Origin of the sequence: Afipia sp. DC4300-2b1 (assembly GCF_049895725.1) — a bacterium.
GTDB classification, from domain to species: domain Bacteria; phylum Pseudomonadota; class Alphaproteobacteria; order Rhizobiales; family Xanthobacteraceae; genus Afipia; species Afipia broomeae.
In genome coordinates this window covers 593,835-617,850 of the sequence record NZ_JAFCSX010000003.1, presented here as the reverse complement: position 1 = coordinate 617,850, position 24,016 = coordinate 593,835, and the positions used below count along the sequence as shown (strand labels likewise).

The 24,016-nt window shown below is 62.7% G+C and carries 23 protein-coding genes; 17 read left to right on the top strand and 6 right to left on the bottom strand.

The window, feature by feature from the left end; genetic code table 11:
• Nucleotides 1-114 precede the first annotated feature (114 nt).
• Complete coding sequence (locus tag ACP7AL_RS15410; RefSeq protein ID WP_425992584.1) at nt 115-1,113, bottom strand: NAD(P)H-quinone oxidoreductase; 999 nt, start codon at nt 1,111-1,113, stop codon at nt 115-117.
• Nucleotides 1,114-1,186: 73 nt separating this feature from the next.
• Between ACP7AL_RS15410 and ACP7AL_RS15405 the strand changes: the two genes are divergently transcribed.
• Together ACP7AL_RS15405 and ACP7AL_RS15400 are read left to right on the top strand one after the other, a co-directional pair.
• Nucleotides 1,187-1,378 (top strand): DUF1192 domain-containing protein, encoded by a 192-nt coding sequence (locus tag ACP7AL_RS15405; RefSeq protein WP_006022812.1) that lies wholly within the window; start codon nt 1,187-1,189, stop codon nt 1,376-1,378.
• A gap of 355 nt (nt 1,379-1,733) precedes the next feature.
• Entirely contained in the window at nt 1,734-2,243 is a 510-nt protein-coding gene (locus ACP7AL_RS15400) for a DUF1465 family protein (protein ID WP_006022811.1), read from the top strand.
• 77 nt (nt 2,244-2,320) lie between these two features.
• Here the strand turns inward: ACP7AL_RS15400 and rpmE are convergent, their stop codons facing one another.
• On the bottom strand, nt 2,321-2,548 hold the full coding sequence (gene rpmE, locus ACP7AL_RS15395) for a 50S ribosomal protein L31 (RefSeq protein WP_002717151.1): 228 nt from the start codon (nt 2,546-2,548) through the stop codon (nt 2,321-2,323).
• 161 nt (nt 2,549-2,709) lie between these two features.
• On the opposite strand from rpmE, the gene ACP7AL_RS15390 reads away from it, so the two are divergent.
• Nucleotides 2,710-4,590 carry an ABC transporter ATP-binding protein/permease gene (locus ACP7AL_RS15390; protein WP_425992581.1) on the top strand — a complete coding sequence of 627 codons (1,881 nt, stop codon included), beginning with the start codon at nt 2,710-2,712 and terminating at the stop codon, nt 4,588-4,590.
• Between the two features lie 13 nt (nt 4,591-4,603).
• Here ACP7AL_RS15390 and ACP7AL_RS15385 read toward each other — a convergent pair whose 3' ends face one another.
• Nucleotides 4,604-5,449 carry an enoyl-CoA hydratase gene (locus ACP7AL_RS15385; protein WP_425992579.1) on the bottom strand — a complete coding sequence of 282 codons (846 nt, stop codon included), beginning with the start codon at nt 5,447-5,449 and terminating at the stop codon, nt 4,604-4,606.
• Between the two features lie 308 nt (nt 5,450-5,757).
• On the opposite strand from ACP7AL_RS15385, the gene ACP7AL_RS15380 reads away from it, so the two are divergent.
• From ACP7AL_RS15380 to ACP7AL_RS15370, 3 genes are read left to right on the top strand one after another with little or no spacing between them, the layout of a single operon-like run.
• Entirely contained in the window at nt 5,758-6,399 is a 642-nt protein-coding gene (locus ACP7AL_RS15380; RefSeq protein WP_425992577.1) for a LemA family protein, read from the top strand.
• 28 nt (nt 6,400-6,427) lie between these two features.
• Nucleotides 6,428-7,306: a TPM domain-containing protein gene (locus ACP7AL_RS15375; protein ID WP_425992575.1), complete on the top strand. Its 879-nt coding sequence runs from the start codon at nt 6,428-6,430 to the stop codon at nt 7,304-7,306.
• Nucleotides 7,307-7,320: 14 nt separating this feature from the next.
• Nucleotides 7,321-7,818, top strand: a complete 498-nt coding sequence (locus ACP7AL_RS15370) for a TPM domain-containing protein (protein ID WP_425992573.1) — start codon at nt 7,321-7,323, stop codon at nt 7,816-7,818.
• Nucleotides 7,819-7,929: 111 nt separating this feature from the next.
• Here ACP7AL_RS15370 and putA read toward each other — a convergent pair whose 3' ends face one another.
• A complete protein-coding gene (putA, locus tag ACP7AL_RS15365; protein ID WP_425992571.1) occupies nt 7,930-10,941 on the bottom strand; it encodes a bifunctional proline dehydrogenase/L-glutamate gamma-semialdehyde dehydrogenase PutA in 3,012 nt (1,003 codons plus the stop codon).
• A gap of 110 nt (nt 10,942-11,051) precedes the next feature.
• Between putA and ACP7AL_RS15360 the strand changes: the two genes are divergently transcribed.
• The 3 genes from ACP7AL_RS15360 to ACP7AL_RS15350 all read left to right on the top strand — a co-directional run bounded on the left by ACP7AL_RS15360 (nt 11,052) and on the right by ACP7AL_RS15350 (nt 12,250).
• Entirely contained in the window at nt 11,052-11,513 is a 462-nt protein-coding gene (locus ACP7AL_RS15360) for an Lrp/AsnC ligand binding domain-containing protein (protein ID WP_425992569.1), read from the top strand.
• A gap of 90 nt (nt 11,514-11,603) precedes the next feature.
• Nucleotides 11,604-11,771, top strand: coding sequence for a zinc finger domain-containing protein (locus tag ACP7AL_RS15355; protein ID WP_425992985.1), 168 nt, complete (start codon nt 11,604-11,606; stop codon nt 11,769-11,771).
• On the top strand, nt 11,699-12,250 hold the full coding sequence (locus ACP7AL_RS15350; protein WP_425992983.1) for a hypothetical protein: 552 nt from the start codon (nt 11,699-11,701) through the stop codon (nt 12,248-12,250). Before ACP7AL_RS15355 ends, ACP7AL_RS15350 begins: the two co-directional genes overlap by 73 nt.
• A gap of 133 nt (nt 12,251-12,383) precedes the next feature.
• On the opposite strand, the gene ACP7AL_RS15345 is transcribed toward ACP7AL_RS15350, so the two are convergent.
• A complete protein-coding gene (locus ACP7AL_RS15345) occupies nt 12,384-13,937 on the bottom strand; it encodes an acyl-CoA synthetase (RefSeq protein ID WP_425992567.1) in 1,554 nt (517 codons plus the stop codon).
• A 193-nt stretch (nt 13,938-14,130) separates the two neighbouring features.
• Entirely contained in the window at nt 14,131-15,303 is a 1,173-nt protein-coding gene (locus ACP7AL_RS15340) for an acetyl-CoA C-acetyltransferase (protein WP_006022800.1), read from the bottom strand.
• A gap of 139 nt (nt 15,304-15,442) precedes the next feature.
• Here ACP7AL_RS15340 and ACP7AL_RS15335 point away from each other — a divergent pair, with 139 nt between their 5' ends.
• From ACP7AL_RS15335 to ACP7AL_RS15300, 8 genes are all read left to right on the top strand, one after another.
• A complete protein-coding gene (locus ACP7AL_RS15335) occupies nt 15,443-16,165 on the top strand; it encodes a TetR family transcriptional regulator (RefSeq protein ID WP_024919649.1) in 723 nt (240 codons plus the stop codon).
• Between the two features lie 98 nt (nt 16,166-16,263).
• Entirely contained in the window at nt 16,264-17,388 is a 1,125-nt protein-coding gene (locus ACP7AL_RS15330; RefSeq protein ID WP_425992564.1) for a CaiB/BaiF CoA transferase family protein, read from the top strand.
• A 43-nt stretch (nt 17,389-17,431) separates the two neighbouring features.
• Entirely contained in the window at nt 17,432-18,190 is a 759-nt protein-coding gene (locus ACP7AL_RS15325) for an SDR family NAD(P)-dependent oxidoreductase (protein ID WP_006022797.1), read from the top strand.
• Between the two features lie 176 nt (nt 18,191-18,366).
• Nucleotides 18,367-20,271: an AMP-binding protein gene (locus ACP7AL_RS15320; RefSeq protein WP_425992561.1), complete on the top strand. Its 1,905-nt coding sequence runs from the start codon at nt 18,367-18,369 to the stop codon at nt 20,269-20,271.
• A 124-nt stretch (nt 20,272-20,395) separates the two neighbouring features.
• The gene (locus ACP7AL_RS15315; protein ID WP_425992559.1) at nt 20,396-21,523 is read left to right on the top strand and encodes an acyl-CoA dehydrogenase family protein; all 1,128 of its coding nucleotides are present in this window, start codon (nt 20,396-20,398) and stop codon (nt 21,521-21,523) included.
• Between the two features lie 14 nt (nt 21,524-21,537).
• A complete protein-coding gene (locus tag ACP7AL_RS15310) occupies nt 21,538-22,782 on the top strand; it encodes an acyl-CoA dehydrogenase (RefSeq protein ID WP_425992557.1) in 1,245 nt (414 codons plus the stop codon).
• A gap of 5 nt (nt 22,783-22,787) precedes the next feature.
• Nucleotides 22,788-23,480: a nitroreductase gene (locus tag ACP7AL_RS15305; RefSeq protein WP_425992555.1), complete on the top strand. Its 693-nt coding sequence runs from the start codon at nt 22,788-22,790 to the stop codon at nt 23,478-23,480.
• 111 nt (nt 23,481-23,591) lie between these two features.
• Nucleotides 23,592-24,011 carry a nuclear transport factor 2 family protein gene (locus ACP7AL_RS15300; RefSeq protein ID WP_425992553.1) on the top strand — a complete coding sequence of 140 codons (420 nt, stop codon included), beginning with the start codon at nt 23,592-23,594 and terminating at the stop codon, nt 24,009-24,011.
• Nucleotides 24,012-24,016 lie beyond the last annotated feature (5 nt).

Here is a 24,016-nt window from a genome sequence, read left to right as displayed (position 1 = left end):
GCAAAGTCAGCTCTCCGCGTGGGGACCAGCGGGGCTCACGAGACCCGCCGGTAGGAACGCGATAAATGCCACGAATATGAAGCAAATCAAAGGGTTTCGATGGGTTCCCCGGCCTTAAACCGTCAGCACAATTTTGCCAATATGTTGGCTGGATTCCATCCGCGCATGGGCTTTTGAGGCCTCTTTCAGCGGGAATGTGCTGTCCATCAGGGGTTTGACGCGGCCGCTGGCGAGCCAGGGCATCGCCTTGGCCTCAATTGCACTGACCATCGCCGCCTTGTCCGCGACAGTGCGCGGGCGCAGCGTCGAGCCGGTATGGTGCAGCCGCTTCATCATCAGCTTGGCAAAGTTCGGCGTCGCCTTCGAGCCGCCGAGGAACGCGATCTGGACAATCCGGCCTTCGACGGCTGCGGCTTCATAGTTGCGGTCGATGTAATCGCCGCCGACCATGTCGAGGATGACGTCGACGCCGACGCCGTCGGTCAGCGCCTTCGTCCTGGCGACGAAATCGTCGGTCTTGTAGTTGATCGCGGCATCCGCGCCGAGCTTGAGGCACGCATCGACCTTGTCCTGTCCGCCGACGGTGACGAACACCTTCGCGCCGTGCGCCTTCGCCATCTGGATCGCCATGGTGCCGATGCCGGATGAGCCGCCGTGGATCAGCAGCGTTTCGCCCGGCTTCAATCCGCCGCGCTCGAACACATTGTGCCAGACCGTCATCAGCGTCTCGGCGACTGCGCCGGCCTCGGTCATCGAAAACCCTTTCGGCACCGACATCGCGTGGCTCTCATGGGTGAGGCAGTATTCGGCGTAACCGCCGCCTGCGACCAGCGACATCACCTTGTCGCCGATCTTGCGCTTGGTGACGCCCTCGCCGAGCGCGACCACTTCGCCTGCGACTTCGAGGCCCGGAAGATCGCTCGCGCCGGGAGGCACGGGATACAGTCCCATGCGCTGCAACACGTCGGGACGATTGACGCCCGCCGCTTCAACCTTGATGAGAATTTCATTCGGTCCCGGCTTCGGCACCGGCCGCTGTTCAGGCACGAGCACCTCGGGTCCGCCGGGTTTGGAAATCGCGATGGCGGTCATTTGTGCGGGCAGCTTGTCCATGATGTGTCCTTGCGGCGGATGGGCGGGAAAGGAAAGATGTCAGCTATAATCGGGTGAACGTGAGGAGGGAAGCATGGCCAGCGATGACGACGACAAGCCAAGAAAGAAAGTCACCCACGAACTGGGGCAGGATCTGTCGCTGTTGTCGTTCGAGGACATCGAAGATCGCATCGCAGCACTCACCGCCGAGATCGAGCGGCTGAAAGCCGATGCGGCGAAGAAACGCGCCAGCCGCGACGCCGCCAACGCCTTCTTCAAGTCGTGAATTCGTGAACGCAGTTCCGGGACAATTGCAAAGGAACCGTAAAAAGAACCGTTCATTTACGACGTATTAAGCTTTCGGGATTATGACTGCAATTGTCCTTGTTTGGACACCGAGTGGCTCCTGTCACTCTGTTTGACGCCTCCCTGTTATCAACTTTCAAAAGCCGCCGGAAACGGCGGCTCTTTTTTTGCCGGGCTTTCTATACTTTGGCCGGGGCCCTTTTCCTGCGCCCGGCATCCCGCTGGAAACCATATCTCCTCATTGTTACGCAGCGTGGCTGGACTCTCCGTCCCGGGCGCGCAATGATTTGTTCATCATAAAAAAATCAGCGAACCAGCAGCGTGAGGCGTTAACCATGTCCGACCAGGGCGAAGCCGATCTCGTTCTCTTGAGCGAGCGGATCACAAATTCACCAGCCTTCGGGACCTTGTTCAGGGAAGGCATGGATCTCGTCGAGGAGACCGCGGCCTATCTGGACGGACCGGGCCGTACCGAGGCGAAGGCGCTCGAGCGCTCCGTGAGCCTGAGCTACGCCACCGAAAGCATGCGGCTGACCACGCGGCTGATGCAGTTGGCGTCCTGGCTGTTGCTGCATCGCGCAGTCAAGGAAGGCGAGATGACGCTGCACCAGGCCAATCGGGAGAAGACCAAGGTCAAGCTGACCGCCGCCGATCCCGGTCCGGAAGATATTGTTTCCAAGCTGCCGGCACGTTTGCAGGAACTCGTCACGCGCTCGATGGCGCTGCAATCGAAGGTGCGCCGGCTGGATGCGACGATCCACACGCCGGCCTCCGAGCATCTGGCGATCGGCAATCCGCTGGTGCCGCAAATGAACATGCTGAAGGCTGCATTCGAGCGGCGGTAAGCGTTCAGCCAGAAACAAAAAACGCCCCTGCGAAAGCGGGGGCGTTTTTGTATGGACTGCCGGAAACCTGAGAAGGATCAGTCCTTCTTGAGGAAGCCCGAAAACTTCTTCTGGAAGCGCGAAACGCGGCCGCCGCGATCGAGGATCTGCTGGGTGCCGCCGGTCCAGGCCGGGTGCGACTTTGAGTCAATGTCGAGGTTCAGCGTGTCGCCTTCCTTGCCATAGGTCGAGCGGGTCAGGTACTCGGTCCCGTCGGTCATGACGACCTTAATTGTATGATAATCCGGGTGAATTTCGGCTTTCATGGCAAATCCTCTGGCGCCGCGCGCCCACAGATCAATGATGTTCGGGACGAATTTGGGCGCTCTATATCGCAGGAACGGCCCGGAAACAAGCAGCGACGTCATTTGCCAGCCCCTTATTGGGGGCCTATTGGAGGGCCTGAAAGCAACACGGCGGCCGAAGAATGAGTGCAGTGGAACGCGTTGAAGACCCGAGGTTGCCATCCGCGCTGGCGCGTGAGGTGGCCGCCGTCAAAGGGGGCTCTGCCAATGCCACCGGGCCTTCGCCGGACGCGCCCGAAACACCGCCGACGAAATCCCGCGGCGTGAAGCTGCGTCCGCTGCTGGCGCTGGCGCCTTATGTGACGCGTTATCGCGGGCAGGCCTTCGCGGCACTGGTGGCGCTGATCGTCGCATCCGCCGCGACGCTGGTGGTGCCGCTCGCCGTGCGCCGCATGATCGATTTCGGCTTCAGCCCAGAAGGCATCGCGCTGATCAACAGCTACTTCGCGGTGATGATCGCAGTGGTGGCGGTGCTCGCCTGCGCCAGTGCCGCGCGCTACTATCTGGTCATCACGCTGGGCGAGCGCATCGTCGCCGATCTGCGCCGTGATGTGTTCAAACATCTCACGTCGCTGTCGCCGTCGTTCTTCGACACCGCCCATAGCGGCGAACTTGTCTCGCGCCTGACCGCCGACACCACGCAGATCAAATCGGCTGTCGGCGCATCGGTCTCGATCGCGCTGCGCAATCTCGTGCTGTTCGTCGGCGCATCCGCGATGATGGTGGTCACGAGCCCCAAGCTATCCGGCATCGTGCTTGCGGTGATCCCGCTGATCGTGCTGCCGCTGGTCGCCTTCGGACGCCGCGTGCAGAAACTGTCGCGTGGCGCGCAGGACACGCTGGCAGACGCCTCGTCCTATGCTTCTGAACTGATCGGCGCGATCCGCACGCTGCAGGCCTTTACCAATGAGCGCCTCGCGGAAGCGCGGTTCGGCGGCGAAGTCGAGCGGGCCTACGTCGCGGCGCGCAACTCGACGCGCGCCCGCGCATTTCTCACGGCCACCGTGATCTTCCTGATCTTCGCCAGCGTCGTGGCGATCCTGTGGATCGGCTCGCATGACGTGCTGACCAATCAGATCAGCGCCGGGCGTCTCGGCCAGTTCATTCTCTATGCGGCGTTCGCAGCCGGCGCGCTCGGCGAACTCAGCCAAGTGTGGGGTGAGATCTCGCAAGCCTCCGGCGCGTCCGAGCGGCTATTCGAAATCCTGCGCATCAAGCCGGACATCGCCGCGCCTGCCAATCCGCGCGCATTGCCGGTGCCGCCGCGCGGCGACGTAATGTTCGACAATGTCCGGTTTTCCTATCCGACACGGCCGGATCATCTCGCAGTCGATGGCGTGTCGTTCGCGGTGAAGGCCGGCGAGAAGGTTGCGGTGGTCGGACCTTCTGGCGCAGGCAAGAGCACGCTGTTTCATCTGCTGCTGCGGTTCTACGATCCTGCCTCTGGCGTGATCTCGGTCGATGGCGTGCCGGTCCGCGAAGCCGATCCGTCCGCTGTGCGGTCGCGCATCGCGCTGGTGCCGCAGGATTCCGCTGTGTTCGCCACCAGCGCCCGCGAGAACATCCGGTTCGGCCGTCCCGACGCCAGCGATGCGGAAGTCGCGCGCGCCGCCGATCTGGCTCATGCCACCGAGTTCATTACCCGTCTGCCGCTCGGCTTCGACACGCAACTCGGCGAGCGTGGTGTGACGCTGTCCGGCGGCCAGCGCCAGCGGATTGCGATTGCGCGCGCGATCCTGCGCGACGCGCCGCTGCTGCTGCTGGATGAGGCGACGTCCTCGCTCGACGCCGAGAGCGAGACGCTGGTGCAGACCGCTCTGGAAGAGCTGATGAAGCATCGCACCACGCTGGTGATCGCGCATCGTCTCGCCACCGTGCTGTCCTGCGACCGCATTCTGGTGATGGAGAATGGCCGCATTGTGGAGCAGGGCACCCACGCCTCGCTCGTCGCGGCCAACGGCCTCTACGCCCGCCTCGCACGCTTGCAGTTCGAGGGCGTCTGATTCACGCGGTGTGTTAGCTGCGCTTGAACACCGGCTTCCGCTTTTCGACGAAGGCCTTCACCGCTTCCTTATGATCGGCGGTCCCCGCGGATCGCACCATGCGCTCGGCTTCGTGATCGAGCGAGGTCAGGAAATCGTTCATCAGCGCTTCGTCGAGATTGTCCTTCAGGAAACGCAATGCGGTGGTTGGTCCCTCGGCCAGTTTCTTCGCCCACGCAAACGCCTCTTCACGCAGCTTGTCGTCCGGCACCACGCGGTTGACGATGCCGAGCGCTTCGCAACGCTTCGCATCGATCTTCTCACCGAAGAACATCAGTTCGCGCGCGCGCGACGTGCCGACGAGGCGGGTGAGCAGCCACGACATGCCATAGTCGCCGCTGAGCCCGATCTTCACATAGGCCGTGGTGACGAAAGCGGACTCTGCGGCGATGCGCAGGTCGCATGCCAGCGCCAGCGACAGTCCAGCGCCCGCGGCGGGGCCGGGCAGCGCCGCGATGGTCGGCTTGCGGACATTGACCAGTGCGCCGGTCAGGGCGCGCTGGCGTTCCTGCAAGCGTGCGATTTTCTGCTCGAGTGTCAGCTCCGGTGCATTGCTGCTTCCCGGCTTGCCGCCCATGCCCTTGACGTCGCCGCCGGCACAGAACGCGTCGCCTGCGCCGGTGATGAGAAGAGCGCCGACATTCGGGTCTTCGCCGCACTGCTTGATCATGCGGCGAAGCGCCGGTGTCAGATTGTCGGAAAGCGAATTGCGCGCCTGCGGGCGATTGAGCGTGATGACGGCGACGCGGTCGCGGATCTCGCAGAGAAGTTCCTCTGTGCCGGTATCGATGATGGTGTCGAGGCTGGCAGTGGCGGTCATGATCGCTGTTCCGGTGTCGAGTTGGTTTCGAATTGGAACTGTGACCGCAACCGTAGCCGATTTCCAGTGAAACCTCGCGCAACGCAGTCATGTTGCATGAGATTTTTGTGGCCGTCGGACGAATATCCCTCATCCGTGCACAGCGGTTTCGTTCATCGATGGTTCAAGCGCAAAGTCGCTAAAAAGCGCATAAGCGAGGCAAGATGACCCGCACGACAGGGGCGTGTATGCTCGCCGTCACACGGCCACGTTAGGGTCGTTCGCCTGCTCTCATTCTGCCGCCGTTCGGCGTTTTACCGGAGATATTCATGCGCAAGATTTTGACCGTCCTTGCAGCGCTCGCGTCGCTGAGCCTCACCAATTGCGGATACAATGCGATCCAGCAGAACGACGAGTCGGTGAAGTCGGCATGGTCCGAAGTCGTGAACCAGTATCAGCGCCGCGCCGATCTGGTGCCGAACCTCGTCAATTCCGTTAAGGGCTTCGCGCAGCAGGAAAAGGATGTGCTGCTCGGCGTGACCAACGCGCGCGCCAAGGTTGGCGGCGTGCAGGTGACCCCTGAAGTGCTGAACGATCCGGCGGCCTTGCAGAAATTCCAGGCGGCGCAGGGCGAACTCACCGGTGCGCTGTCGCGCCTTCTGGTGGTGACGGAAAACTATCCGCAGCTGAAGTCCGACCAGTTGTTCCGCGATCTGGTTGCGCAGCTTGAAGGCACCGAGAACCGCATCGCGGTGGCGCGCAACCGATATATCAAGGCGGTGCAGGACTATAACGTCGGCATCCGCACTTTCCCGAACAACCTGACGGCGATGGCGTTCGGCTACAAGGAAAAGGCCAACTTCACCGTGGAGAACGAGAAGTCGATTTCCACCGCGCCGAAGGTCGATTTCAACGCGCCGTCTCCGGCAGCGCCTGCCCCGGCACCCGCGACGCCCGCGCCCGCCAAGTAAGGGAACATGGGAATAGCGGACATCCGCAATGAAAGCGGTTAAGGCGGTCATTCTCGCGTTCATGCTGTGCTGGGCGTTTGCCGGCGCGCCATTTGTTGCGCGGGCCGACGTCGCGGTGCCGCCGCTGACCGGGCGCGTGGTCGATCTGACGGGAACGCTGTCGGCCGATCAGGCGGCAAGCCTCGAACAGAAACTGAAAGCGTTCGAGGATCGCAAGGGCAGCCAGCTTGCGGTGCTGATCGTGCCGACCACCCAGCCGGAAACCATCGAGCAGTATTCGCTGCGCGTGGCCGAACAATGGAAGCTTGGCCGCAAGAGGGTCGATGACGGCGCGCTTCTGATCATCGCCAAGAACGACCGCAAGCTGCGCATCGAGGTTGGCTACGGCCTTGAAGGCGCGTTGAACGACGCGACCGCCAAGCGCATCATCGACGAGATCATCACGCCGAAATTCAGAAGCGGCGACTTCGCCGGCGGCATTTCGGATGGCGCGGACCGCATCCTGAAAGTGATTGACGGCGAGCCGCTGCCGCCGCCGAAGCCTGAAGGCGAGATGCCGGACCTGAGCGCGATCGGCGAGTATTTCCCGTTCCTCCTTATTGTCGTGCTGGTCGGCGGCGGAATCTTCCGGGCCATCTTCGGCCGTCTGCTGGGCTCGCTTATTGCCGGCGGCGGTGTCGCGGCCTTCATCTGGTTCTTCCTCGGCGTGTTGCCGATCGCCGCCATCGGGGGAATGATCGCGTTTGTCGTGACGCTGATCGGCGACACGCTCGTGTCGTCCGGAGGCGGCGGAGGCCGCGGCGGCTACGGCGGCGGATTCAGTTCCGGCGGATCGAGCAGTTCCAGCGGCGGGTTCAGCGGAGGCGGCGGCAGCTTCGGCGGCGGCGGCGCATCGGGCAGTTGGTAGCCGAGAGAATGCATATGGGCATCAAGCGCATCGGCAAACATCTTCTTCTCAACCGCTGGCGGGTCCGGCGCGCATTTCCACGCCAGGCGCTCGCCAACATCGAGAAGGCGATCAGGGCCAGCGAAGCCACCCATGCCGGCCAGATCCGCTTTGTGGTGGAAGGCGCGCTCGATGGCGTGCCGCTGTTCAAGGATCAGCCCGCGCGCGAACGCGCCATCGATGTTTTCGGGCATTTGCGGGTCTGGGACACTGCGCAAAGCAATGGTGTGCTGATTTATCTGCTGCTCGCCGATCGCGATGTCGAGATCGTCGCCGACCGCGGCTTCAATGACAAAGTTACCCAGGCGGAATGGGAGAAGATCTGCCGCCTGATGGAAACCGAATTCCGCGCCAAGAATTTCGAGGGCGGCGTGCTGAAAGGCATTGCAGCCGTGACGAAGGTTTTGGCGAAGCATTTTCCGGCCAGCGACGCACATCGCAACGAACTGCCCGACAAGCCGGTGGTGCTGTAGTATCGCATGGCGTCATTGCGAGGAGCGAAGCGACGAAGCAATCCACCTTGGCGAATCGCAAGATGGATTGCTTTGCTTCGCTCGCAATGACCACAACAGGAATTTGCGGCCTCACTCCTCCGTCATCAGCCCGACATTGCCGCCTGCGGCCGCGGTGTTGATCGTCACCGTCTGCTCGGTGGCGAGGCGCGGAAGATAATGCGGCCCGCCGGCCTTTGGTCCCGTTCCTGACAATCCGTGTCCGCCGAAGGGCTGCACGCCGACCACCGCGCCGATCATGTTGCGGTTGACGTAGACGTTGCCCACCGCCAGCCGCTCGATCGTGGTGTCGACGGTGTCGTCGATGCGCGAATGGATGCCGAGCGTCAGGCCATAGCCGCTGGTGGCGATCGATTGCAGCACATGCTCGAAATCTGCCGCCTTGTAGCGCACCACATGCAGGATCGGACCGAACACTTCCTCCGTGAGTTGCTCCGCGTTCTCCAGTTCGAAGATATGCGGCGCGACGAAGTGGCCGGATGCCGGCGCTTCGCCCGCGAAATGAACCCGCGCGGTGGCTTTCATCCGCGCGATATGCGCATCGAGACGTTCTTTCGCCTTGGCGTCGATCACCGGCCCGACCTGGGTCGCGGGGTCGCGCGGATCGCCGACTTTCAGTTCCGCTGCGGCGCCGGCGATGATTTCGATCATGCGGTCCGCGACATCGTCCTGCACGAACAACAGCCGCAAGGCCGAACAGCGCTGACCGGCCGACCTGAAGGCCGATGTCACCACGTCGTCGGCGACCTGTTCGGGCAGCGCGGTCGCGTCGACGATCATGACGTTGATGCCGCCGGTCTCGGCGATCAGCGGCACGATCGGGCCGTCTTTCGCGGCGAGGGTGCGGTTGATCGAGCGCGCCACATTGGTGGACCCGGTGAAGACGACGCCGGCGATATTGTCGTGCGCTACCAGCGCCGCGCCTATCCTGCCGTCGCCCTGCACGAGATGGAGCGCCGAATCCGGAATTCCTGCTTCATGCAGCAGCGCCACGGCTTCCGCGGCAATGCGCGGCGTCTGTTCGGCGGGCTTGGCGACGACTGCGTTGCCCGCCATCAGGCAGGCGGCGATCTGGCCCAGAAAAATCGCCAGCGGAAAATTCCACGGCGAGATCGCGACCATGACGCCGCGTCCGCGCAGTCGCAGCGTGTTGCTCTCGCCGGTAGGGCCGGGAAGCGGCAGGCCGTCGCCGAACAGCCTGCGGCCCTCGATCGCATAGTAGCGGCAGAAGTCGATCGCCTCGCGCACCTCGGAGACGGCATCGTCGATGGTCTTGCCGCCTTCGGTTTGCAGCAATGCGATGAAGCGCGGCATCCGATGCTCGAGAAGATTCGCGGCGCGCTCCAGTGCTATGGCCCGGGTGTCGGCGGTCGTACGGCTCCAGAAGGCGAAGCCGGTGCGCGCCAGTGCAACAGCGATCGCGGCATCGTTCTCGCTCGCCTCCTTGACGCTGTTTGAAGGTCTCACTGCATCGTCAACCGATGTCAGCAATGCGTCCAGTGCGGCGCGCGCTCCGAACTCGACGCCTTTCGAGTTGATCCGCGGCAGATATAGTTCGTGTGGCAGCGGAAGGCGTGCGTTACGGGCCTGATCGGGCGCTGCGATGATCTGCTCCGGTCGCTGCAGCAGCGCCGCGACCGGAATGCTGTCGTCCGCGGCCTGTGCGACGAAGGATGAATTGGCGCCGTTCTCCAGAAGCCGCCGCACCAGATAGGCCAGCAGGTCGCGATGGCTGCCGACTGGCGCATAGATGCGGCAGGCGACATCCGGCTTGTCGGCATGAAGCTGCGCATAGAGCGCGTCACCCATGCCGTGCAGCCGCTGAAACTCGAAGCTGGTATCATCGCCTGCGAGTTCGGAAATGGTTGCAACCGAGAGCGCGTTGTGGGTGGCGAACTGCGGAAAGATGCGGGGGCGCAAGCCGAGTAGCTTTCGCGCGCAGGCGATGTAGTTCAGGTCGGTCATTGCCTTGCGCGTGAAGACCGGATAGCCGTCAAGCCCGCGTTCCTGCGCGCGCTTCACTTCGGTGTCCCAATAGGCGCCTTTGACAAGGCGCAGCATCATGCGGCGGTCGTGGCGCTCGGCGAGCGCATGGACGTGATCGATGACCGCCTCGGCGCGTTTCTGATAGGCCTGCACGGCGAGCCCGAATCCCTCCCAGCCTGTGAGCGAAGGGTCCGCAAACACCGCGCCGATCACATCCAGCGACAGTTCGAGCCGGTCGGCTTCCTCCGCGTCGATGGTGAAGTTCATGTTGTGCGCCATGGCGCGGCGCGCGAGATCGAGCGTAAGCGGCACCAGTTCGGCCATCACCCGCGTGCGGCTGAGCGCCTCGTAGCGCGGATGTAGCGCCGATAGCTTCACGGAGATTCCGGGACGGTCCGGGTGAGCCCTGTTGTCCGCCGTGCGGCCGATGGCCTCGATGGCTGCGGCATAGGATTCGAAATAGCGTGCGGCGTCGGCTGCGGTTCGCGCGCCTTCGCCGAGCATGTCGAAGGAATAGCGATGATGATGGGTGGGACCATCGTCGTCCGCCGCGCGTGCGATCGCGGCATCGATGTTTTCACCCAGCACGAAATGATTGCCCATCAGCCGCATCGCCTGCCGGGTCGCGGTGCGCACCGCGGGGAGGCCGATCCGTTTGGCGATCAGCCCGACGGTGCCAAGCGGCGTCTCGCCGGGCTGGATCACCCGCGCGGACAGGCCGAGCGCCCATGCCGATGCATTGACCAGCAGTGCGCTGGACTTTGTGCGGTGATGCGCGAAGTCGCCCTGACCAAGTTTGTCCTCGATGAAGCGGTCCGCGGTGGCGGCGTCGGGGACGCGCAGCAGCGCCTCCGCCATCACCATCAGCGCGAGGCCTTCCTTGGTCGACAACGCGAATTCGCGCAGCATGTCTTCGACGCCGCCGAAGCCGCCATCTTCGGCACGCACGGCCTCGATCAGACGCGTGGCGGTGCGGTCGATGCGGGCGTTCTGTTCGGCGGACAATGGCGGCATCGCCAGCAGGCGCGCAGCGAGCTCGCTGTCGTCGGGCGCATAGGGTGCTGAAAAGAGTTGGCCGGGGCCAGGAGTGTCGAGCATGGCATCCTCTTGGGCTGCCAAATCCTACATCCAACACCTGCCGTGGTTCGATAGACAAATTCAGAGTTTCAGCTTACAAAATACGGAAATTTTCATAGAATTCCGAATAAATGAGCGAAACAGATAAGATCGACCGGAAAATCCTCGAAATCCTGCAGTCTGACGGGCGCATTGCCAATGTCGAACTGGCGGAGCGCATCGGCCTGTCGCCGACCTCCATCGGCGAGCGGTTGAAGCGGCTGCAACGCGACGGCTTCATTGAGGGTTACGGTGCGCGGCTCAATCCACATCGGCTCGGGCTCGGGCTATTGGTGTTCGTTGAGGTACTGCTCGACAAAACCACGCCTGATGTGTTCGAGCGGTTCGCAGAAGCCGTAAAACTCGCACCGGAAGTGCTCGAGTGTCACATGGTGGCGGGAGGGTTCGACTATCTCGTGAAGGCGCGTCTTTCCGACATGACGGCTTACCGGCGGTTCCTCGGTGAGACGCTGCTGGCGCTGCCCGGCGTGCGTGAAACGCGAACTTACGCCGTGATGGAAGAAGTGAAGCGCGACGCTCCGCTCCCGGTGTGACGGAACCGCCTCACGTTGCTGCGATTGCGGAATCGGCCGCGAGACGGCTGTTGATTGCGCGCGAAATCCGCCATAGTTCTGCTGGCCTAACTGTCAGGGTTTCCGCGTTGTTCAAACCGATTTTCCCGGCCATCGCAATCGCAGCGGCACTTGAATTCATGTCCGCGATGTCGCTTGCGTCTGCCATGCAGCTCAGTCCGCAGCAAAACGAACTCTATACTTCGGTGTCGATCAATCCGCCGTCGGCGTCGGAAATGACGGTGTGTTACGGCTTCGTCTGCCGCCGCCGCGCGATCCTCGATTTCTCGGCTGCCGACAGGAAAACGCTTGCGCAGATCCTGGCGTCCGGCAAGGCGAATGCCGTAGCCGAGCGAGCCGCGATTCAGAAGGCGGTGGTCTGGTTCGACAAGCGGATGGGGCCTGAGATCGGCACGTCTACCCGCGTGGCGCGCGCGGATATCCGCAACCGCGCCGATGCGAACAATTACGATTGCTGGGACTCCACCCGTAATGTCTCAAGTTTGCTGCTGGTTCTGCAGGAATGGGGTCTGTTCAAGCATCACACGGTTGGCAATCCGCGCTATCGCGGCAACCTTTTCACGATGCAGTTGCCCCACAACACCGCGGTGATTGTCGAGAAGGAAAGCCGGATCGAGTGGTCCGTCGACATGTGGACGACCAAGTATCTTCAGCCGCCGGACGTCATGCTCGTCGAGCAGTGGCTGAAGGAAGACTGAGCCGAATTTGTTTCCATGCGTTGAACGTCATGCGCGGGCTTGACCCGCGCATCCATCCTCTCAAGGAACCTCGTTAAGATGGATTGCCGGGTCAGGCCCGGCAATGACCGTGGCGGCAGGTGGCGAATGCTTCTCACGCCTGAGCCGGCGTCTTCTTGACCTTCGCCCAGTACTTGTCGCGCAGATGCCGCTTCACCAGCTTGCCGGTGGGCGTGCGCGGCAGTTCGGCTTCGAAATCCACGCTCTTCGGACACTTGATCGGTGACAGATGCTGGCGGCAAAACAAAATCAGCTCAGCTTCAAGCTCCTTGCCCGCGCGTGACATGTCGTGTGGCTGCACCACGGCCTTGACCTCTTCGCCCATTTCCTCGTTTGGGACGCCAAACACCGCGACGTCCGCAACCGCCGGATGTGAAATCAGCGCGTCCTCGGTTTCCTGCGGGTAGATATTCACGCCGCCGGAAATGATCATGTAGGCCTTGCGGTCGGTGAGGTAGAGAAAGCCGTCATTGTCGAGATAACCGACATCGCCAAGGGTCGACCAGCCGCGGTCGTTGTATGCGCGCTGCGTCTTGTCGGTGTCGTTGTGATAGGCGAACTGGGGTCCGCCGGCGAAATACACCGTGCCGGTTTCGCCGACCGGCAGTTCAACGCCATCATCGTCGAGAATTTTCACCTCGCCAACCACGGCGCGGCCGACGGTGCCGCGATGCGCCAGCCAGTCTTTGGACGTGGACACCGTGACGCCGTTGCCTTCGGAGCCGGCGTAATACTCGATCAGGATTGGGCCCCACCAGTCGATCATCTTCGCCTTGACGTCGGCGGGGCACGGGGCGGCGGCGTGCACCGCGCCTTTCAATGTCGATATATCGTATTTGGCGCGGACATCGTCCGGCAGCTTGAGCATGCGCACGAACATGGTCGGCACCAGTTGCGACTGCGTCACCTTGTGCTTCTCGACCAGCCGCAGAAATTCCTCGGCGTCGAACGACTCCATGATGATCGAGGTGCCGCCAAGCGCGCCGCACATCATGTTGAAGCGCAGCGGAGCCGCATGATAGAGCGGCGCAGGCGACAGATACACGCTGGTCTCGTTCATGCCGCACATGGTCGAACACAGCAGCTTGAGCAGCGGATTGGGCACGAGGATCGATGGTTCGGTCAGCGGGCGCTTGATGCCCTTTGGCCGTCCGGTGGTGCCGGACGAATACAGCATGTCGTAACCGGCGGCCTCATCGGCGATCGGTGTGGCGGGCTGTGTCGCCAGTGCCTCCTCCCACGAGCGAAATCCGGGATGCGAGCCGCCCGCAATAAAGAACACGGGCGCGTCAGCCGCATTGGTCACCAGCGGCGCGACGGACTCGACGCACTTCGGCGTGGTGATGACGAGCCTGGCGCCGCAATCCTTGACGATATAGGCGATCTCGTCGGCGGTGAGATAACGGCTGATCGCAGTGTAATAGAGCCCGCTGCGCTGCGCGGCCCAGCAGATTTCCATGAATGCGATGGTGTTTTCCATCAGAAGCGCGATGTGGTCGCCCTTCTTCAGGCCGAGAGAGCGGAGCAGTTGCGCGCCCTGATTGGAGCGGCGGTCGAGTTCACGATAGGTGACGGCTTCGCCGCTCCTCGCCATCTGGTAGGCGATCTTGTCTGGCGTCGACTGGGCGTGAATCGATGGATGAGACATGGCGCTCCCTGGGCGTTTCCTCAAAGACACCGGCGGATTGGTCCGCTCTTGGCGATAGAATTTCCGGTCATCCCCGCGAAAGCGGGGATTCATAACTCCTGAAGGGAATGAAATCGCCCGATGTAGCTTCGGGCCGAAACAATTGATCGGCAGGTGGGTCCCCGCCTTCGCGGGGACGACCGGTTCATCTTTTTTACAGACGCTCGACGATGGTCACGTTGGCCATGCCGCCGCCTTCGCACATGGTCTGAAGGCCGTAGCGCTTGTTGCGCTGCCTGAGCGCATTGACCAGCGTGGTCATCAGCTTGGTGCCGGAGCCGCCGAGCGGATGGCCGAGCGCAATCGCGCCGCCGTTGACGTTGAGCTTGGCCGGATCGGCGCCGGTGTCCTTGAGCCATGCGGTCGGCACTGAGGCGAAGGCTTCGTTGACCTCGAACAGATCGATATCGTCGATCTTCATGCCGGCCTTCTTCAGCGCGCGGTGCGTCGCAGGCAGCGGCGCTTCCAGCATGATGACGGGATCGCCGCCGATCATGGTCATGTGATGAATGCGGGCAAGCGGCGCGATGCCAAGCGCCTTGAGGCCGCGCTCGTTCACCACCATGACGCCCGACGCACCGTCGCAGATCTGGCTGGCGCTGGCGGCGGTGAGCTTGCCGCCCTCCGCAATGGTCTTGACGCCGCGGATGCCTTCGATGGTCGCGTCGAAGCGGATGCCTTCGTCGATGTTGTGGATGTCGCTGGAGCCGTCTTCGCGCGTGAACTTGAGCGGAACGATCTCGTCCTTGAACGCCCCGGCCTGCGTGGCGGCAATTGCCTTCTGGTGACTCTGGTAGGAATACTGGTCGAGCTCTTCCTTCGCGAGACCATACTTTTCCGCCATCATTTCAGCGCCGGTGAACTGGCTGAACTGGATGTTCGGATATTTCTGCTGGATGTTCGGGCTGTAATAATTGCCGAAGCCGTTCTTGGCGGCCAGCGTGGCCGGAAGTCCCATCGGCACGCGGGTCATGCCCTCGACGCCCGCGGCGATCACGATGTCCATCGAGCCGGCCATCACCGCCTGCGCCGCGAAGTGCAGCGCCTGCTGCGACGAACCGCACTGGCGATCCACCGAGGTGCCGGGCACGCTCTCCGGGAGCTTGGACGCCATCACCGCGTTGCGGGCGACGTTGTTCGACTGTTCGCCGGCCTGCATCACGCAGCCCATAATAACGTCTTCGATCTGGGCCGGATCGACGCCGGTACGGTCCACCAGCGAATCCAGCACCGAGGCTGCGAGATCGACTGGATGCCAGCCGGCAAGGCGGCCTCCCTTGCGTCCCCCTGCGGTGCGGGCGGTGGCGACGATATAGGCTTCAGCCATGGTGGTGCTCCCTGATGGATTGTTTTCGGTTGGGCGGGATTAAAGGCGCGGCGCGGGATTTAGTCAATCGGTCAATTAACTCTTGAGCGCGGCCCGATCATCGGGTTAGCTGGTGGTCCATCATGTCCCGAGACCGCGCATGTCACCGACCCTGACCGCCAAAAAGCCGCGCCGGCTGCCATCGAAGCAGGTTCCCGAAAAGGAAACCGCGCCGATGAATGCAACCGCTGCGAAGTTGCTGGTGGCCGCCGGCGATCTGATGATCGAGCGGAACTCGACCGAGGTGTCGCTGAGCGAGATCGCGCAGAAGTCCGGCGTGAACGCGGCGCTGGTGAAATATCATTTCGGCAACAAGGACGGTCTGCTGCTGGCGCTGCTGGCGCGCGATGCCGCCGCTGAAATGACCAATCTCGCCTTCGTGCTCGATCAGCCGATCTCTCCGACGGAGAAGATGCGGCGGCACATCGCCGGCATCATCAACGCTTATTATCGCGTGCCGTATCTGAGCCGGCTGATTCATCTGTTGCTGCATCAGGGCAGCGAGGCGACTTCAAAGGAAGTTCATCGCTTCTTTATCGATCCGCTGTTCGGCTTTGTGCGCAAGCTGCTCGACGATGGCGTGGCGGCAGGCGAATTCCGCAAGGTCGATCCGGCGCTGTTCTACATCAGCCTCAACGGCGCCTGTGACAACCTGTTCTACGGCCGCCAGATGAATGCCCGGTTTCTCGGGCCGACTGGCATCTCCGACGAAGTGCGGCGACAGTACATCAAGCATATGACGACGCTGTTCCTCGGTGGATTGCTGACCGACAGGGCTGCCATGTCGTTTGACACGGAGAAGTCGTCCGTCACCAAGGCGTGATAGAACGGTAGCAATTAAAATAATGAGCGACGCGTCCGGCCTCGAAACAAAAATGGGCGCGCCGATAAAAAAGAAGACGTTGAGTTTGGGAGAAGCGTATGACGGAGCGTTCGGCTGCAACAGGACCATTGCGCGGTGTGCGCGTCATCGAATTCGCAGGCATCGGGCCGGGTCCGTTCGCATCGATGCTGTTGTCCGACATGGGCGCGGACGTTGTGTCGATCGCGCGGCCCGGACAGGGCAAGCGCGATGTCCGCGATTTCGTCAATCGCGGCCGCCGTGTCATCGAACTGGATCTGAAGAATCCCGCTGACATTGCCAAGGCACTGGATCTGATCGGCGCAGCGGATGTGCTGATCGAAGGTTTCCGCCCGCAGGTAATGGAGCGGCTCGGTCTCGGGCCGGATGTCGTACTGAAGCGCAATCCGAAACTGGTCTATGGCCGCATGACCGGCTGGGGCCAGGAAGGCCCGCTGTCGCAGGCGGCCGGTCATGACATCAATTACATCGCCATCACCGGTGCACTCGATTCCTTCCGCGCCGCCAACGGTGAAACCGTCTCGCCGCTGAATCTCGTCGGCGATTACGGCGGCGGCGCGATGTATCTCGTGGTCGGTGTGCTCGCAGGGGTGATCGAAGCCCGTGCGTCGGGCAAGGGTCAGGTCGTCGATGCTGCGATGTGCGACGGCGTCTCCAGCATGCTGACCATGTTCCACAGCATGAAGGCGACCGGGCGCTGGACCGATCAGCCGCGCACCAATCTGCTCGATGGCGGCGCACCGTTCTATCGCACTTATGAATGCAAGGACGGCGGCTTCATGGCGATCGGCGCGCTGGAGCCGCAGTTCTATGCGGAGCTGCGCAAGCTCGCGGGGCTCAGCGAGGATTGTTACGACGCGCAGATGGACCGCAAGGGCTGGCCGCATCTGCACGAGAAGATGACGGCTTTGTTCAAAACCAAAACGCGCGACGAATGGGCCGCGATTCTCGAAGGCTCGGACGCCTGCGCGGCCGCTGTGCGCGGACTTTTCGATGCGCCGTCACATCCGCATCTCGCCGCGCGCCAGACTTTCGTCACTGTCGATGGCCATGTGCAGCCCGCGCCCGCGCCGCGGTTCTCGCGCACACCGTCAAACATTCAGGGATCGCCGGCGGTGCCGCCGGTCGATGCCGCCGAAATTCTTTCGCAGTGGTCGCAAAAGACCGCGGCGAAAGCATCCTGAAGTCATCACGACTTAACAATCCGTCACACGAGGAAAACGACTTATGCAGCTCAAGGATGTTTCAGTTCTCATCACCGGCGGCGGTTCGGGTCTGGGCGCGGCAACTGCGCGCGCGATGGCCGCGAAGGGCGCGAAGGTTGCCGTCATCGACATGAACAAGGACGGCGCGGAAGCCGTTGCCAAGGAGATCAAGGGTCTCGCGCTGGTCGGTGACGTTTCCGAAGAAGCGCCGGTCAAGGAGGCCATCGCGAAGGCCGAAGCCGCCCATGGCGTCATCCGCGTGCTGGTGAACTGCGCCGGCATCGGCGGCGCGGTAAAGACCGTCGGCAAGAACGGCGCCTATCCGCTCGATCACTTCTCGCGCATCATCAAGGTCAACCTGATCGGCTCGTTCAACTGCATTCGTCTCGTCGCCGAGCGCATGCAGACCGCCCCGCCGATCGGTGAGGAGCGCGGCGTGTGCATCAACACCGCCAGCGTCGCCGCCTTTGACGGCCAGATCGGCCAGGCGGCCTATTCCGCTTCGAAGGGCGGCATCGTCGGCCTGACCCTGCCGGTGGCGCGCGATCTCGCTTCGCTCAATATCCGTGTCATGACAATCGCGCCGGGCCTGTTCCTGACGCCGCTGCTGATGGGCCTGTCGGAAGAAGCACAGAAGAGCCTCGGCGCGCAGGTGCCGCATCCGGCGCGTCTCGGCGATCCGAGCGAATATGCTCAGTTAGCCGTCGCCATTGTCGAGAACCCGATGCTGAACGGCGAAACGATCCGCCTCGACGGCGCGATCCGCATGGCGCCGCGGTAGGGGCCACATCGTCATTGCGAGGAGCGTAAGCAACGAAGCAATCCATTTTTTGGTTGAAGCATTCTCTGGATCGCTTCGCTTCGCTCGCAATGACGGTTGATGGTTCAAGGCGTAATCGGCCGGCGAGGGGCGCATCACAAGAATGCCCCCGCCGTTTCTCTGAGGGAGAGGCTGCGATGAGCGCGAGTGTGACTTCAAGTCTGGCCGGGACAAGCGCGGACACCGTGCCGTCGAAGCCGCCATTCCGGAAGATCGACTGGTTGCCGCGCGACATCGCGGTGGAGCGCCGGGACGATGGCGTGATCGTTCTGAAGTCCCGGTTTCCGCTCGATCCCTATGAGCCGCACATTCCGGCCTCGGTCGCGAAGTGGGCTGCCGCGCGGCCCGATCACATCTGGCTGGCGCAGCGCCGCGGCCCCGAGCGGCAATGGCACAAGGTGTCCTACGGCGAGGCCAAGCGGACCATCGATGCGCTGACGCAGGCGCTGCTCGACATGAAGCTGCCTGCCGGGCGTCCGGTCGCGATCCTCAGCGGCAATTCCATCGAGCACGCACTGATGACGCAGGCTGCGATGCAGGCGCGGATTCCGGCGGCGCCGGTATCTCCTGCCTATTCCCTGATGAGCCAGGATCACGCCAAGCTGAAATACCTGTTCGGCCTTGTGAAGCCTGCGGTGGTGATGGTGCAGGATGGCGCGATGTTCGAGAAGGCGCTGGCCGCGCTCGATCTCGATGGCATCACGGTCATCCATGTCGATCGCGCGCCCGCGAACATCAAAAGCGTGGCCTACGCGGATCTTGCTGCAACACCTGTCACATCGGCAGTTGACGAATCCATCGCGCAGATCACGCCGGACACTGTCGGCAAGCTGCTGTTCACGTCGGGCTCTACCGGCATGCCCAAGGCCGTCATCAACACGCAGAAGATGATGTGCGCCAACGCCCGCATGATGATGCAGGTGCGGCCGCGTCCGGACGATGCGCCGGACGGTGTCTATCTCGACTGGATGCCGTGGAACCACACCATGGGCGGCAATGCGCTGTTCAATGTGGCGCTGACCGAAGGCGGCACGCTCTACATCGACGACGGCCGTCCGGTGCCGGGCCAGTTCGAGGAAACCCTGCGCAACCTGCGTGAGATTTCGCCGACCTATTACGCCAATGTTCCGGCGGGCTACGCGGCGCTGGCGGCGGTGATGGAAAAGGACGATGCGCTGTGCCGCTCGTTCTTCAGGAATCTCGGATTGCTCGCCTACGGCGGCGCGCGGCTCCCGGATGATCTCTACGATCGCTTCCAGACACTCGCGGTGCGCACCACCGGCGAGCGTTTTGTGTTCTACACCGGCTGGGGCTCGACCGAGACCGCGCCGACATCGACAGGCACCTATTGGGACACCGAGCGCGTCGGCCTGATCGGCCTGCCGTTTCCAGGTGTCGAATTGAAGATGGTGCCGTGTGGCGCGCAGTACGAATTGCGGCTGCGCGGGGTCAATGTCACGCCGGGATATTACGGCCAGCCTGAATTGACGCAAAAGGCTTTCGATGAGGAAGGCTTCTACTGCATCGGCGATGCCGGCGTGTTCGTCGATCCGGAAGATCCGTCGAAAGGTCTGATCTTCTCCGGCCGCGTGGTCGAGGATTTCAAGCTCACCACCGGCACGTTCGTGCTGGTCGGCTCGTTGCGCACCGATGCGATTGCCGCTGCATCGCCGGTTGTTCAGGATGCGCTGGTCGCGGGACAGGATCGCCCGTTCATCGGATTGCTGGCGTGGCCCAATCTCGATTCCTGCCGCCGGCTGATCGAGGACATGAATGCGTCGATGGATACGGTGGTGAATCATCCCAAGGTGCGCGCACATTTGCGCGCTGGATTGCTGGCGCATAACCAGGCGTGCAACAACACGAGCAGCCGCCGCATTGTGCGCGCGATGCTGATGGCCGAGCCGCCGTCCATCGATGGTAACGAACTCACCGACAAGGGTTACATCAACCAGCGCGCGGGGCTCGAGCGCCGCGCCGCGCTGGTCGAACAGCTTTATGAAGACCAGCCGGGACCGGACGTGATCATGCTGGATCGATAGTCGTCATTGCGAGCGAAGCGAAGCAATCCATTTTTTTGGAGATAACAAGATGGATTGCTTCGTCGCTTCGCTCCTCGCAATGACGAATGTGTTGACTGAACATGAATGAGAAAAGGCGAAACTCATGAACTTTGAATTCTCGGACGACCAGAAGCAATTGCGCGATCAGGCGCGGCGCTATCTCGCGGAACATTCGCCGCCGAAGGCGGTGCGTGCCGTGCTGGAAGGCAAGGCGCCCTATGACAAGGCGCTGTGGAAGGGCCTCGCGGAGATGGGTTTTCTCGGTGTCGCGATTCCGGAAGAATTCGGCGGCGCAGGCGCGGGACATCTTGAGTTGTGCGTGATCGCCGAGGAAATGGGCCGCGCGCTGGCGCCGGTGCCGTTCTCGTCCACGATCTATCTCGCCGCTGAAGCCATCATGCTCGCGGGCAGCGCCGAACAGAAGGCGAAGTGGTTGCCGAAGATCGCCTCGGGCGAAGCCATCGGCACGCTGGCGCTGTTCGAGGGCGTCGGCAATCCGTCGCACAAGGCGATCAAGGTCTCGGCCGCGCAGGGTGCGGTCTCGGGCACCAAGACGCCGGTGGCGGACGGCGCGATCGCGGATTTTGCGATCGTTGCCGCGCGCACCGGATCGACCGGCCGCGAGACCGACATCGGATTGTTCATCGTCGATCTGAACGGCGAGGGCGTGACGCGCAAGGCGCTCGCCAATCTCGATCAGGCGCATGGCCAGGCCGCGATCACGTTCGACCGCGCCAAGGCGGAGCCGCTTGGCGCGGCGAGCGAGGGCTGGAGCATCCTGACCCGCGTGCTGGATCGCGCAGCCGTGCTGATGGCGTTCGAGCAGGTTGGCGGCGCCGACCGCGCGCTGGAAATGGGCCGCGACTATGCGCTTGACCGGATCGCCTTCGGCCGCCAGATCGGATCGTTCCAGGCGGTGAAGCACATCCTCGCCGACATGTATGTCTCGGCGACGCTGGCGCGCTCCAATTGCTACTATGGCGCGTGGGCACTTTCGACCGACGCCGCGGAGTTACCGGAAGCGGCGGCAACCGCCCGCATCAGCGCCACGCAGGCGTTCCAGCATTGCTCGAAGAACAACATCCAGGTGCACGGCGGCATGGGCTTCACCTGGGAGTTCGACTGCCACCTGTATTACCGGCGCGCCAACGTGCTCGCGCTTTCGCTCGGAAGCCTGTCGTACTGGGAGAACCAGTTGATCGACCGCCTGCGCTTCCGCAACGCTTCTTAAGAAGGATCATTCCCATGAATTTCGATGACACCCCGCAGGAAGCCGCGTTCCGTGCCGAAGCCCGCGCCTGGATACAGGCCAACGCGCCGAAGGAACTGGAAGCCGAACTGTCGCAGCCGACCGTCGGCCGCATCAAGCTGAAGAACCGCGACATCCTGGAGGAATCCAAGAAGTGGCAGAAGAAGAAGGCCGTAGCCGGTTGGGCCTGCCTGCATTGGCCGAAGGAATACGGCGGACGCGGCGCGTCCCCGATCGAGCGCGTGATTTGGCAGCAGGAGGAGGGCTTCTATGGCAAGCTGGAGGGCGTGTTCCTGATCGGGCAGGGCATGTGCGGCCCGACGCTGATGGCGTTCGGCAGCGATGCCGACAAGCAGAAGTATCTGCCGCCGCTCGCCTCGGGCGAACATGTCTGGTGCCAGTTGTTCTCCGAGCCTTCCGCCGGCTCCGACGTCGCCGGTCTGCGCACCCGCGCAGAAAAGAAGGGCGACGACTGGATCATCAACGGCCAGAAGGTCTGGACCACCGGCGCGCATTTCTCCGACTACGGCATCGTCATCACGCGCACCGATCCGACCCAGCCCAAGCACAAGGGCCTGACCATGTTCTGGCTCGATATGAAATCGCCGGGCGTCGTGGTCAAGCCGATCAAGCAGGCCAACGGCCAGTCGGAGTTCAACGAGGTTTACTTCACCGACGTGAAGATCCCGGACTCGCAGCGGCTCGGCAAGGTCGGCGACGGCTGGAACGTGTCGCTGACCACGCTGATGAACGAGCGCATGTCGATCGGCGCGCGGCAGTCGACCGGCTTCCCCGAGCTGTTCGCGTTCTGCAACGAGCTGATGCTTGAGGACGGCCCTGCCATCGACGACAAGAATGTCCGCTCGAAGCTTGCGAACTGGGCGGTGAAGGCCAGCGGCCTCAAGTACACCAGCTATCGTTCGATCTCGGCGCTGTCGCGCGGCGAGCGTCCGGGCCCGGAAAATTCCATCGGCAAGCTCGTGGCCGGCACCATGCTGCAGGACATTGCGATGTTCGCGATGGACCTTCAGGGTGCATCCGGCGCACTGACCGATGCCGACAGCCCGTCCGTCGGCGGCCAGTTCCAGTCGATCCTGCTGCGTTCGCCGTCGGATCGCATAGCAGGTGGTACCGACGAAATCCTGCGCAACATCATTGCCGAACGGGTGCTAGGCTTGCCGGGCGACATCCGCGTCGACAAGGATGTTCCCTTCAACGCCATTCCGACCAAGGGACGCTGAGCGCCATGCTTGCACAACCCGACAGCCGCGACATCGAGGTCGTGGAGAAGCTGCTTGCCGAGCGGTATTCCTGCCGCGCGTTCAAGCCGGACCCTGTGCCGCGCACGACCATCGAGCGCGTGCTGGCGGCCGCGCAGAAAACAGCGTCATGGTGCAACAGCCAGCCGTGGCAGGTCGCGATCTTCTCCGGCGATGCCGTAAAGACATTCGGCGAGGCGATGTACAAGGCGGCGAGCGAACGCGCGCCGCCTGTCACCGATTTCGACTTCCCACGCGAGTACAGGGGCGTCTATCTGGAACGCCGCCGCGAAAGCGGCTTCCAGCTTTACAATGCACTCGGCATCGCCCGCGGCGACAAGGCCGCCTACAACAAGCAGATGCTGGAGAACTTCCGCTTCTTCGGCGCGCCGCACGTGGCCATTATCACCAGCGACGAAGCGCTCGGCACCTACGGCGCGATCGACTGCGGCGGCTATGTCGGAAATTTCATGCTCGCCGCTCAGGCTGCGGGTCTCGCGACGATTCCGCAGGCGGCGCTGGCCGGGCATGCCGAAGTGGTGCGCAAGCATCTCGGCGTCGGGGAAGATCGCCGCGTGGTGTGCGGTATTTCGTTCGGTTATGCCGACACGACGCATCCCGCCAACAGCTATCGCACCAGCCGTGCGAGCATTCCCGAGGCAGTGACGTTTATCGGCTAGATCGATCTGGATGTTAACCCGCTCATTCCCGCGCAAGCGGGAATCCAGCACTCCAAAAAAATGTAGGGTGGGTCCCCGCTTTCGCGGGGACGAGCGGAGAGCGGAGAGTTTATGGCGGACATGAGGGCAACCGATGACGCGGCGGCCACTGAGAAGGTCCGCCGTATGATTATGCGCTACGCCACAGCCTGGGCTGCCGGAGACGTGCCGACAATCCGCGACTGCTATCACGAGCAGTTCACGCTCCATTATGGCGGCAACAATCCGCTGTCCGGCGTGCATAAAGGCAAAGCCGCATGTCTCGCGGTGCTGGAAGAATTCCGCAAGCGCACCCGCCGCAAGCTGCTCAGCGTCGATCACATCATGGCCGGTCCGGAGCGCGGTGCCGTTTTGGCGCGCGAGCAGTTCAGCCATGACGAGAAAACCACGGACGTGCAGCGGCTGCTGGTGTATTCGATTCTCGACGACCGACTCCATGAATGCTGGGTCTACGATCAGGATCAGGCCTTGATCGATCAGCTCCTGGCCTGAGGACA